This window comes from Neisseria sp. HMSC074B07, assembly GCF_001810355.1.
Taxonomy (GTDB): Bacteria; Pseudomonadota; Gammaproteobacteria; order Burkholderiales; family Neisseriaceae; genus Neisseria.
Map to the genome: position 1 here is coordinate 62,220 of NZ_KV800971.1, position 14,022 is coordinate 76,241.

Below are 14,022 nucleotides of genomic sequence, written 5' to 3' on the forward strand. Positions count from 1 at the left end.
CGCCGTATCATTGCAATTTTAATCCACTATATTAGTGAGTTCCCGTTTTAAAGCTGGATTTCCGTTTGTTTGGAAACAGCGATCGTTATCTGCGGGAAGTCTGTTTCAAAAAATTGAATTAGAGAAGCGGGCAAGCTGCATTGGTGAGAAGTTGAAAAGAGGTCGTCTGAAACGTAATTTTCAGACGACCTCTTCTCATGATTCGGACAGGCAACTTTAAACCGGGCGGCAGGCAATCATATAATTCACTTCTGTCGAGTCGCATAAAGAATAGCGGCGGGTCAAAAGATTGTAGGTCATGCCTTTGGTGTCGATAACGTCCAAACCTGCCTGCCTGCACATCCGCGCCAGCTCGGCGGGCGTGATGAATTTTTGCCAATCGTGCGTCCCTTTGGGAACGACGTTCAACACATATTCCGCGCCGACAATCAGATGGAGATAAGATTTAGGGTTGCGGTTGATGGTGGAGAAAAACACCCAGCCGTCAGGCTTCACCAGCTCCGAACAGGCTTTGACGATGGCGGCGGGATCGGGAACATGTTCCATCATTTCCATACAGGTTACGACATCGAAACTGTGCGGCTGTTCGGCGGCAAGGTCTTCGACGCGGATGCAGCGGTAATCGATATTGTCCACACCTTCGGCAGTGGCATGGGCTTGGGCGGTTTGCAACGATTTTTCCGCCATATCGATACCGATAACGTGCGCCGTGCCGCGCTTTGCCATGCTTTCCGACAAAATCCCGCCGCCGCAGCCGACATCCAAAACACGCTTGCCCGTCAACTGCGCGAACGAGTCTATATAGCCCAAGCGCAGCGGATTGATGTCGTGCAAAGGTTTGAACTCGCCGTTTTTATCCCACCATTTATCCGCAATTTGGCTGAATTTAGCGATTTCGTCCGCATCGACGTTGTGTTGTCCGGCTGCTTCCATCATGATTTTCCTGATTTGGATTTCGGGTTGAAGAGGGTTTCGATTTTATAGCAAAGTGGCAGGATGGAACAGAGACAAACTGCCGCCAGCCGCCAAAAGGTCGTCTGAAAACGCCGCTTACCCTTTTCAGACGACCTTTGACTTGTTTTTACCCCTTCCGCCTTGTTTGCCGCGACCTTTCCCATTAATTTATAGTGGATTAACTAAATCAGGACAAGGCGACGCGAAGCCGCACAGTACAGACAGTACAGAACCGATTCACTTTGGTGCTTCAGCACCTTAGAGGAATCGTTCTCTTTGAACTAAGGCGAGGTAACGCCGTCGGTTTAAAGTTAAGCCACTATATATCTAGTCCTCCTCGCATTGCCAAAACAGCAAGCCCCGACCTTCACCAAAAAGAAAACCCAATGAAACCATTTATCCGCGCCGCATCCCTATTCTTCCTTGCCGCCGCCTCCACGCTTGCTTTCGGCAAAGACTTTATCATTTACGACCGCATGGACTACGTCGGCAAACCCGACCTGACTGCCGACAAATTGTCCAAAGTATTCCTGATTTACGAATCCGAGCTGGTGATGCCCGACCCTGCCGGCAAGCGCAAACACGGTGTGTTGAACGAAAAACGAATCCGCGAATTGGCGCGCCAGTCCTATCGCGAAGGCTACCGCACCATCTCCACTGACATCGAAACCTGGTTTGCCGAAAAAGACGGACAAATCCTCACGCCTCAGGAACTTAAAACCGACTTTGCCCGTATGTACCGGATTTTCAAAGAAGAAAATCCCCGTGCCTACATCAGCAACTACGGTTTGCCCGACGAACACCTGCACGCCATCCGCTACTACCAAGCTCAGGCGGACAACGAGGCAGTTTTGGCAAAATGGCGGCAGTTCAGCAAACGCCGTCAGATGAGCGCAGCCATCAGCGACTATGCCAATCCCGTGTTTTACATCACCACGCCCGATTTGGCGCAATGGGAAAAAGACGTCCAAACCACCGTTGCCGAGATTAGAAAGCGCTATCCCGACAAAAAAATCATCGGCTACCTCTGGCCGCAATATTATTCCGCGAGCAACAGCCCGTATTTCAAACAATTTATCGATGCCGAACGCTGGCAGAAAATGCTCGAAATCAGCAGCAAATATATGGACGGCGTGATTATCTGGTCGGACAAGCGTGATGAAAACCATCAAATCGTCCGCTGGAACGACCCGCGCATACAGGCAATCATGCGCGCGACCAAGTCCTTTATCGCGGCGCACCCCAAAGACATCGCCGTCGAAACATTGCAGCCGCCGACATCATCCAAATCATTGAAAAACAGCAAATTGAAATAAAACAACGCATTTCCTGCCGTCAATTTAATAGAGAAAAGCATGACGGCGGGCGGATAAATCGCCAAGCAAAGAGGTCGTCTGAAACCCAAAATTTAGGTTTCAGACGACCTTTTTGTCGCAATGGCGGTTTTGTTGCTTATTAATCCACTATAACAGGGAGAGTGATGTCCATGATCTTGTTGCAGTTTATTTTCAGACGACCTTTTTTCAAAATTCGCTTACGGCATTTTTTCATTTTAGTATAAATGCTTTATGGAAGTCTGAAAGCATGAATCAGGCATGTCATCTTTGGCATGGTAATTGCAGGATAAAGGTCATAGTTCTATATTGTTTGGTAAATAAATGTTAATTTTAAAAGCAAAGTTATGGATTATCGGAACTTTTTCTAAATAAACGGTAAGGTTAATTGGCTTAAAACACTATTTCCTCAGATATAGATATGTTCTAAAAATTGTATCTAAGTGACAATTAACGTCAACTTTATTGGATTTCAATAATATATAAACAAAATAAATGAATGCCTGCCTCATAAAATCCGCTTGTGCCTGAAGAAGAAGATTCAGCGGCGGGGCAGTGCGGGGGGTACGTCTTATTTTGATTGTATATGCTTGAATTCAATCTGATATTTTTTAATAAATCCAACCAAGAGAGATTGTTATGAATAAGATTTTCAAAGTTGTATGGAACCGTACCATCGGCTCTTTCGTCGTTACTTCCGAATTGGCGAAGGGACGTGTCAAATCAAGCAGCGAAGGTGCTGAAGGAGATGTGCGCGCCTCAGAGGAAGGTCGTCTGAAAACCTTATTCAGGCTGACAGCGTTGAGCGCGGCATTATTGGGATTTTCCGAAGGGGCTTGGGCGGTGATTGCGCCTACCGCTGCAGTTGCAAATGGCTCGGGTGGTGAAACTGCTGTCAATGGCGCTCATGCTAATGGAACAGGCGCTGTTGCAGTTGGTGCCTATGCGCGTGCAGGAACAAGGGCCGCGCCGCCTAATGGTTTAAACACGGGTGCTATTGCAATTGGTGGTAGTGATCCAACTACAGCTACATATGCTGATGGTAATAATGCGATTGCAATTGGTACAGGTTCAAATTCAAACGCAGCTAAGGCAACCGCTGTTGGTGCGGATACTGTTGCATCAGATCAATGGACTACTGCTTTGGGTGGTCGTGCCGAGGCGAAGGCAAGGGGTGCAACAGCCATTGGTAGTTGGACACAGGCCACAGGCCAATTTGCGGTTGCTATTGGCGGTAGTGACCGCTTTGGGCGAGATAAAAATACAGAATTGAATGACGGCAGTGGCGCGACTTTGGCTTCAGGGACTCGCAGTACCGCTATTGGTCGACGCGCGATGGCATCTGGTAATGATACGCTTGCTTTCGGTACGAATGCGAAGGCTACGGGCGTAGATGCGGTTGCTTTTGGAACGAACGCGAATGCATCAATTCTTAAATCGATTGCTATCGGTAAAAATACACAGGCAACGGGAGAGGCTTCTATCGTCATTGGTAGTGATGATCATGTTTATGGAGAGATTAAATCAACCTCCAGACAAGGTATTGCTATCGGTGCGGGAGCTAAGGCGATAGGGCTGAACCAAGCGGTTGCCATAGGTCCAGATGCCACTGCTTCGGGTCAGCAATCAACCTCCATTGGTAACAATACCCGTGCGGCAGGGGACTCGTCTATCGCCATCGGCGGTGATGACTGGGATATTGCAAAAGAAAGCGTCAATACACAGTACAAAAAATTGACTGGTTCTGATATGTCCAGCGGTTATCAAGGTACTACGGCTGCTACGGCAGCGGTTGCGGTAGGTGTGAAGGCACAGGCGACAGGTGCTCTGTCTACGGCTTTTGGTCCGGGTACGATCGCTAGTGGTTTAGGTGCATCAGCATTCGGTGTGGGTGCGTCCGCTACTCAGGATAAATCCGTTGCCATCGGTGCGGGCTCGACCACAACCATTAATGCGGAAAAGATAACTACTGCAACTGTTAATGATATTACCTATGGCGGCTTTGCGGGTACGAACAACTTGACGCACGGTTCACAGGTTTCTTTTGGTACGAAAGGCTACGAACGACAGCTTAAAAATGTTGCTCCGGGTGCGATTACCTCAACTTCCACTGACGCGATTAACGGCAGCCAGCTTTACGCGCTTCATGCAGGTTCGGGCAATATCGCCAAAGCAGTTGCCAATGCATTGGGCGGCGGCGCGACTGTGAGTACTGATCCTACAAACCGTCAAGGTACGGTAACGTTACCGTCTTATAACGTGCTCAAAGGCAGTGCTACGCCGAATATGGCAGGTAATGGTACAGCTAACTTCAATGCAACTCCTGCTCGGAGCGTTGCTGATGCGCTGACCAATCTCAATAGTTACGTCAACCAAGGCTTTGCTGTCAAAGACAATGCGGGCGCGGCGAAGGGCATTGTTACGCCCGGCGAAAGCGTGCAATTTGCCGACGGCAATGCAACTACCGTTACCGTTGATACCGAAGCAAACGGCAATACTAAAATCAAATACGACGTTAAGGTGGACGGAGAAACTGTCAAAATCGAAAACGGCAAACTGACTGCCGCATCGCAAACTCATTTTTATAGTGTAAATAGCACAGATAAAACAAAAGCCAACTACAACAATGACGGCGCGACAGGCGAAAACGCGATTGCCGCTGGTCCTGAAGCCAAAGCGGCTGCAAGTAATGCAGTTGCAATTGGTAGCAAGGCTACCGTTGAGGCGGCAGCAGGCTCTGATTTCGCTATTAATGGCCTGACTACGGGTGAAGGTTCGGTTGCCGTTGGTGCGCTAAGTAAAGCAAGTGGCAAGAATGCAACCGCCATCGGTCAGCAAGCAAATGCCTATGGTCAAAACTCGTTTGCGGGCGGTCAGGATACTAAGGCATCAGGTAAATCGAGCGTGGCTGTAGGTGATGGTTCAAGAGCTACTGATGATTCTACTACTGCCGTTGGCCCATATGCCAAAGCTGAAAAAGCAGGTGCGTCAGCGTTTGGTTTCAACGCCAATGCTCAAGCAATAGGCTCTGTGGCGGTAGGTCGACAAGCACAAGCTCTGAATTTGAATGCTGTTTCGGTAGGTAATGAAAGCAAAGCAAAAGGAGAAGATACTGTTGCTATCGGTAACGGTGCCGATGCTGTACAAAATCGGGCAATGGCAATCGGTAAAAAGGCTTTTGCTAATGGTGCTGACACGATTGCATTCGGTGCCGCTACGAAGGCTGACCAAAGATATGCTATCGCTATCGGCTCGGGCAATAATGCTTGGAAAGAAGATTCTATTGCGTTAGGACGTGCCGCCAATGCAGACGGCGCGGCTTCTTTGGCGCTTGGTTTGAGCAGCCATACCCGCGAAGCCAATGCCATAGCTTTGGGTAACAACGCCAACGCGGACGATACCAATTCCATCGCTATCGGTACAAACAGCAAAGCTGCTCAAGCTGCAGCAGTTGCTATCGGTAATAATGCAACAGCCCTGAAATACAGTGCGGTTGTTATCGGCGAAGATGCGCGATCCAATAACTCGCGCTCTGTCGTCATCGGCTATAACGCTTCTGCAACCAATACCGAAATACCAGGTTCTGGGCAACCTGATTACAATCAAACCATTGCTATCGGTTCATACGCCAATGCATGGGGCGATCAATCTACTGCCATCGGTAACAATGTAGACGCAAAAGGCAATTCTTCTATTGCCATTGGTGCGGACGACTGGGATACCGTTGCAGTGAAAACTGTAGACGGTACGGGGGGTAAAACGGTTAAAGAGGTTTATCAAGACTATACCGGCGATGTGATGGTAACCGGCAGTTATACTCATACGACTTCAAGCGAAGCTGCGGTAGCCATTGGTACTAAATCACAGGCAATAGGCCAATTATCCACAGCCTTTGGTACGGGTACGATTGCTGAAGGCGTCGCCTCTGCCGCATTCGGTATGGGCGCGAAAGCTACTAAAGGTAACTCTGTCGCAATCGGTGCGGGCAGTACGACTACAACCGATGCAATCGAAGTCAACGAAGCTACTGTCAACAATCTGAAATACTCAGGCTTTGCAGGCGGCAACCGTATTACCTCTGGCGACCAAGTGTCTTTCGGTTCGTCAGGCTACGAACGTCAATTGAAAAACGTTGCTCCGGGCGAAATCTCTAGTACATCTACGGATGCCATCAACGGCAGCCAGCTGTACGCGGTACAAAACGTTTTGGGTAATGCTGCCCAAACTGTTAAAAATGTATTGGGCGGTAATGCCGCAGTTGACGAAGATGGCCGCTTGACGACGAGAGACATCGGCGGTACAGGTCAAAATACCATCGATGCGGCTATCCGTGAGCTGAATACTAATGCGTACAAACCATTCAAACTGACGATAGCGCAGACTGGTGGTACCAACGGTGTATCGGAAAACCATACACTGCAAGACGTTACCAGCGGTTCAACCATTACGCTGGAAGCGGGTAAAAATATCTCCCTGCGTCAAAACGGCGCAACCGTCAGCATTAATACCGTTGATAATCCGGAATTCGCGGGCAAAGTTACCGCTAAGGGCGGATTGGATATGAATGGCAACAAGATTACCAATGTTTTGAGTGGTACTGATACCAAAGACGCGGTTAATCTGGGTCAGTTGCAAGATGCGATGGCAAACCTGCGTGTCAGCACACTGACGACCGTCAATAATGATGCGCCGTTCTCTTATGTGGGTACAGACGGCAGAATTCTGAGACGTGAAGTAACTGTCGCTCCGGGTACCGGCGTGAAAACCGTATCGTTCAAACATGTTGACGACAATACGGAATACACAGGTGATGTAACCATTGCCGCATTGAATCCGACCGATCCGCAAACCACTACTCCGACCACGGTCGGCAATGTGAAGAACGGTGCTAAAGACAATGATGCAGTTAATGTTTCCCAGTTGAACAAAATCGCCGAAGCCATCGGTACGAAAGTGAATCCGGACGGCACGATTACTGCGCCGACTTACAGCGTCATTTCAGGTGACCCTTCGACTGCAAGCGTAGCTAATTACAACACTGTAGGTGGTGCGCTTACCGCTTTGAGCAATGCCGTACGCACGCCGTTGAATTTCGAAGGCGACACAGGTACGAAATTTGACCGTCAACTTGGCAGCACCGTAGCAGTCAAAGGCGGACAAACTGATCAGACTAAGCTATCCGATAATAATATTGGTGTAGTTTCAGACGACCAAAATCACACGCTGAACGTCAAACTGGCAAAAGAATTGACCGGCCTGACTTCCGCAGTCTTCAGCGGCGATGTAACTGCTGCTGGCACGACCGTTAACGGTTCCGGCGTAACCATCGGCTCCGGCAGCAATCCTGTGAGCCTGACTGCGGGCGGACTCTCCAACGGCGGCCACAAGGTTACCAACATTGCCGACGGCGTGGCAGATAATGACGCAGCAAGCTATAAACAAGTCAAAGCCGCGAAAACCGAGGTTCAAGGAGGGACGAATGTTGCCAGTGTAACCAAAACCGATAACCCGACTGACGGGCATGCGGTTTACACCGTCAATGCCAAAGGTGCAGCCGTTGCGCTGGACAGTAGTGTGGACGGTCTGAAACTGACGTCGTCTGAAGATACAAATACCAATGTCACTACCTACAAACTGGATTTGTCAGACAAAACCAAAGTCTCTTTGACAAAAGCAGACAGCGCATTGCAAAACATCGGCGTACAAGTCAACGGCGCAGATGCCAAAACGTTGACTAAAGACGATTCCACACTGAACTTCGTTAACGGTACAGGTACGACCGCCGAAAACAAAGCCGACGGTATTGCGTTCAATGTTAATAAGTCTACGTTGACAGCAGGTACTGGCGGCGTAATCAGTGCGGATACAGCAGGCGATGCATTTGCTACCGCAACTGATGTTGCCAATGCCATCAATAAAGCCGTTGCCGACAGCGAGAAAATCAGCATCGTAGCGGCAGGCGATAATACCCATGTTGCTTCTCAAGTTACTGGTAATCAGACACTTTATACCGTTCATGCCGATAAAACGACTGTGAGCGTAAAAGCTGACGGTAAGCTGGCATTGAATCCGACTGAAACGACAAGCAGTAACCAAACCAAAACCACCAACTACGAACTTGACCTTACAGATGCCGCCAAAGCTGAGATTCAAAAAGGCGTAGATGCGAAAGATATTGTCGATACCAAAGGTATTACCTTTAACGGCGATAGCGGCTCTCCCGTGACTAAAAAACTGGACGAAACGCTGGCAATTAAAGGCGACAACAAAAATGTGGTTACCGAAGCGGGTACAGACGGCATTAAAGTCAAACTGAAAGACGACATTACGTTGACCAGTGTAACTGCCGATACGTTGAAGGCAGGCGACAGCGTACTGACGAATGATGGACTGAACATTGCCAACGGTACGGCAAGTGCCCCGGTATCCCTGACCAAGTCCGGCTTGAACAACGGCGGCAACAAAATCACCAAAGTTGCCAAAGGTGAAAATGAAGATGATGCTGTGAATTATGCACAGCTTAAAGAGCTGGCTGACAAAGGTCTGACTTTTGATGCGGACGGTAGTACTTCGACTTCAAGCAAAAAACTGGGTGAGCGCGTAGGCATTAAAGGCGGCAGCAACATCACTACTTCCGCCGACAACGACAATGTTACGGTCAAACTGAATGACGACATCACGTTGAACAGCGTAACTGCGACTACTTTGAAGGCAGGCGACAGCACGCTGACGAATGCAGGATTGGTTACACCTAAAGTAACTGCGGGCAATAGCGTACTGGAGGATAACGGATTGACCATCTCCAACGGTGCGGCAAACGCCCCTGTCTCCCTGACCAAAAACGGTCTGGATAACGGCAATAATAAGATTGCCAAAGTAGCCAAAGGTACGGCAGACACCGACGCGGTAAATGTCGAGCAAATCAAACCGCTTGCAGCCGCATTGAACACCACCGTCGGTGCGGACGGTACGGTCGGACAGCCGAGCTTTACCGTCAAACAAGCCGACGGTACGGCAGGCACGGCTGTACATACCGTTCAAGATGCTTTGAACAAAGTCAGCGACGAGTTGAATAAAGGCCTGACCATTGCCGCAGACAACGGCAATGCGGACAAAGTCAATTTGGGCGAAACCGTTACCTACACGAGCAAAGATAAAAATATCGTAACGACTGTAGGCAGCAACGAAATCGACTTCAGCCTTGCCAATACCGTCACCGTCGGCAAAAACGCGGCAGGTGGCAACCCCGTTATTATCGACGGCACGAATGGTACGGTAAGCGGACTGACCAACAAAACGTTAGGCGGTACAGATTTCGCAGCCAAAGGCCAAGCCGCGACCGAAGAGCAGGTAAATGCCGCGCAGACCAATCTGGCAAATGTTTTGGGTACAGGTTCAACCAACCAAAACGGTACGGTAACGGTTACCAACATCGGCGAAACAGGTAAGACTACCGTCAGCGATGCGATTAAATCCGTCAAAGAAACCGCTGAAAAAGGCTGGAATCTGCAAGCCAACGGCGATACTGCTGAAAAAGTGGCGACAGGCGAAACGGTAACATTCAAGGATGGCAAAAACATCAAAGTAACTCGCGACGGCAAAAACATCACCGTAGCGACTTCGAATGAAGTGGCCTTTGACAAAGTTACCGTCGGCGGCAGCGAGTTGACAGGTGCAGGGTTGAATACGCCTAAAGTAACCGCAGGCGACAGCGAGTTGAACGGAAGCGGTTTGACCATCTCCAACGGTACGGCAGGCTCTTCCGTATCCCTGACTAAAAACGGTCTGAACAACGGCGGTAACAAAATCACCAAAGTTGCTGAAGGCGAGCTTGCAGCTGACAGCACCGATGCTGTTAACGGAGCGCAACTGTACAAAGTCGATCAGAAAGCCGATACCAACGCCGCCAATATTGCCAAAGGCATCAATATCGGTGGTACGAGCAACAGCAACAAATACGCACTGGGCGACACTGTCAACATCAAAGGCGACAGCAACATTGTCAGCGACACCGTTGAAGGCGGCGTACAACTGAAACTTGCCGACACCGTCAAAATCGGTCAAGACACAGGCAAACCTGTCAGCATCGATGGTACGACGGGAACAGTGCGCGGTTTGAGCAATACTACGTTAGGCGGTACTGGCTTTGCGACTTCAAACAAAGCCGCGACCGAAGCCCAGCTGGACGCTACCCAAGCGAACCTGAAAACCATCTTGGGCGGAGAAGCCAAGAACGAGAACGGCAATGTATCCACTGCCAACATCGGTGACACAGGCAAAGGCAACATTCACGAGGCGATCAAGTCAGTAAAAGAGACCGCTGAAAAAGGCTGGAAGCTGAAAGTGAACGAAGAAACTTCGGCACAGGCCGAAAAAATCAGTCCTGATGATGAAGTAGCCATCAAACAAGGTAAAAATATTACCGTGACCCGCGATGGTAAGAATATCACCGTAGCCACTTCAGACGACGTTGCTTTCAATAAAGTCACGGTCGGCGACAGTGTGTTGAACGGCAACGGACTGACTATTGCCAATGGTGCAGCAAATGCTCCTGTTTCCCTGACTAAAAACGGTCTGGATAACGGTGGCAACAAAGTCTCCAACATCGCCAAAGGCACTGCGGATACCGACGCGGTAAATGTCGAGCAACTTAAACCGATTGCAGCCGCATTGAACACAACAGTCAACCCGACAACGGGTGAAGTGGCTGCGCCCGCGTTCACCGTAACTAAAGCGGACGGCACGAAAAATACCGCTGTCGGTACGGTTCAAGAAGCCTTGGATAAGGTGGGCGAAGAGTTGAAGAAAGGTTTGGTCATTGCCGCTGATGCAGGGTCGACTGAAAAAGTCAACTTAGGTGACACTGTTACTTACACCGGTACCGATGGCAACATTAAGACCAAAACCCTGCCGGGAGGCAAAGTTGATTTCGGTTTGAACGACAAAGTTACGTTGGGCAAAGCCGGCGGCACTCCGATTGTATTTGACGGTACGAACGGCACGGTAAGCGGACTGACCAACAAAACCTTGGGCGGTACGGACTTTGCCACCAAAGGCCAAGCTGCAACCGAAGAACAGCTGAATGCTAGCCAAGTGAATCTAAAAACTATTTTGGGCGGTAACGCAGAAAACACCAACGGCAATATCGCCATGAGCAATATCGGTGGTACTAACCAAAATACGGTTCACGACGCAATCAAGTCTGTGAAAGAGACGGTGGAAAAAGGTTGGAAGCTGCAAGCGAACGACGATACCGAAGAGAAAGTTGCTGCCGGCGAAACGGTTAACTTCAAAGACGGCAAAAACATCAAAGTAACCCGCGACGGCAAAAACATCACCGTAGCTACTTCAGAAGATGTTGAATTCAATGCCGTCAATGCCACCAATGTGATTGCAGAAACCGTTATCGCAGGTAACAGCGTATTGACGACCGACGGTCTGAAGATTGGTGATGACAGTTCTCCGAACCAAGTGTCACTGACTACTGCCGGTCTGAACAACGGCGGCAATAAGATTACCAAAGTAGCCAAAGGTACGGACGACACCGATGCAGTAAATGTCGAGCAAATCAAACCGTTGGCAACAGCGTTGAACACGACCATTGGTGCGGACGGTTCCGTTGCGGCTCCTGACTTTACCATCAAACAAGCGGACGGTACGGTAAGTGCACCAGTGCATACCGTTCAAGAAGCATTGGACAAAGTCGGCGACGAGTTGAACAAAGGTCTGAAGATTGCCGCAGACAACGGTAATGCGGACAAAGTCAACTTGGGCGAAACCGTTACCTATACGAGCAAAGACAAGAACATCGTGACGACCGTAGCGGACAACGAAATCGACTTCAGCCTGGCTGACAAGATTACCGTTGGCAAAGCAGGTCAAAAACCAGTTGTGATTGACGGTACGACCGGTACAGTAAGCGGACTGACCAACAAAACGTTGGGCGGTGCGGACTTTGCCACCAAAGGTCAAGCTGCGACCGAAGAGCAGCTGAACGAAACCCAAGCGAACCTGAGGACCATCTTGGGTGGTGAGGCAGCCAACGACAAAGGCAACGTTACGACCAGCAACATCGGTGAGACTGGAGCAGACAACGTTCACGACGCGATCAAGTCAGTGAAAGAGACTGCCGAGAAAGGCTGGAAGCTGAAAGCGAACGACGAAGCCGACAGCGAAAAAATCGCCGCAGGCGACACCGTGACCGTGAAACAAGGTAAGAACATCCGAGTGAAACGCAGCGGCAAAGATCTGACGGTTGAAACTTCAGACGACGTTGAGTTTGATCATGTCAAAGCTGATTCAGTGGCAGCGACCAGCGTGGTTGCCGAAAGTGTTATCGCAGGCAACAGCGTCTTGACTACCGACGGTCTGAAGATCGGTGCAGACGGCTCTCCGAGCCAAGTGTCTCTGACTACTGCCGGTCTGAACAATGGCGGCAACAAAATCGCCAACGTAGCCAAAGGTGTGGCAGATACTGATGCGGTTAACGTCAGCCAGCTGAACCCGATTGCCAAAGCGTTGAATAGCAGCATCAACCCGATTACTGGTGCGATTGAAGCTCCTGTCTTTACTGTAACTAAAGCAGACGGTACGAAACATGATGCTGTTGGTACAGTTCAAGACGCTTTGGATAAAGTGGGCGAAGAAGTCAGCAAAGGTCTGAACATCGTTGCGGACAACGGGTCGTCTGAAAAAGTGAACTTGGGCGATACCGTTACCTACACAAGCAAAGACAAGAACATCGTTACCACAAGCGGTACAGGCAAAGCGATCGACTTCAGCCTGGCCGAGAAAGTCACCATCGGCAAAGACGCAGCGAACGGCGGTAAACCGGTAGTGATTGACGGTAAAGAAGGCATTGTCAGCGGACTGACCAACACCACCTTGGGCAGCGCCCCATTGGCAGGATCGAACAAAGCCGCGACCGAAGCCCAGCTGGATGCAACCCAAGTGAACCTGAAAACCATCTTGGGCGGAGAAGCCAAGAACGAGAACGGCAATGTATCCACTGCCAACATCGGCGGTACAGGCAAAGACAATGTTCACGACGCGATTGCAGCAGTTAAAGAGACCGTAGGTAAAGGCTGGAACTTGAAAGCCAACGACGAAGCCGACAGCGAAAAAATCGCTGCAGGCGACACCGTGACCGTGAAACAAGGTAAGAACATCCGAGTGAAACGCAGCGGTAAAGAGCTGACGGTTGAGACTTCAGACGACGTTGAATTCGGTACGGTTTCCGCTACTACCGTACTGGCCGACAGCTTCATCTCCGGCAACAGCGTACTGAGCGGAGAAGGTCTGAAGATCGGTGCGGACGGTTCGCCAAGCCAAGTGTCTCTGACCAATGCCGGTCTGAACAACGGCGGCAACAAGATTGCCAACGTAGCCAAAGGCGTAAAAGACACTGACGCCGTCAACGTCGCCCAGCTGAACGAACAACTCGCCGCCACTGAAAAAACCACCACCGTCGTCGCCGGTAAGAACGTTACCGTCAGCGAAAAAGTGGACGGCAACAACACCGAGTACACCGTTAACGCCGACAAGACCACCCTCAGCCAAGCGGCTAACGGCGCGGTTAAAGTCAGTGAAGGTGCGAAAGATGCCGACGGTGTTACCGATTACGCCCTCGACCTGACCGACGAAGCCAAAGCCGACATCGCTAAAGGCGTAGCGGCGAAAGACGCGGTGGATAACAAAGGCCTGACCTTTGCCGCCGACAACGGCACGACCGGTG

Annotated in this window: 3 protein-coding genes; 2 read left to right on the top strand and 1 reads right to left on the bottom strand. The window is 50.0% G+C overall.

The features are described from left to right. Positions 1-216: 216 nt before the first annotated feature. On the bottom strand, positions 217-936 hold the full coding sequence (gene ubiG, locus HMPREF2726_RS10585) for a bifunctional 2-polyprenyl-6-hydroxyphenol methylase/3-demethylubiquinol 3-O-methyltransferase UbiG (RefSeq protein ID WP_070603339.1): 720 nt from the start codon (positions 934-936) through the stop codon (positions 217-219). A gap of 404 nt (positions 937-1,340) precedes the next feature. Here ubiG and HMPREF2726_RS10590 point away from each other — a divergent pair, with 404 nt between their 5' ends. Then, positions 1,341-2,270 carry a hypothetical protein gene (locus tag HMPREF2726_RS10590; protein WP_070603341.1) on the top strand — a complete coding sequence of 310 codons (930 nt, stop codon included), beginning with the start codon at positions 1,341-1,343 and terminating at the stop codon, positions 2,268-2,270. A 657-nt stretch (positions 2,271-2,927) separates the two neighbouring features. Next, a partial coding sequence (locus tag HMPREF2726_RS10600) for an ESPR-type extended signal peptide-containing protein (protein ID WP_148132512.1) occupies positions 2,928-14,022 on the top strand: 11,095 nt, incomplete at its 3' end.

Coding starts and splice junctions, on each gene's coding strand:
- HMPREF2726_RS10590 (WP_070603341.1), top strand. CDS start 1,341: ATGAAACCATTTATCCGCGCCGCATCCCTATTCTTCCTTGCCGCCGCC.
- ubiG (WP_070603339.1), bottom strand. CDS start 936: ATGATGGAAGCAGCCGGACAACACAACGTCGATGCGGACGAAATCGCT.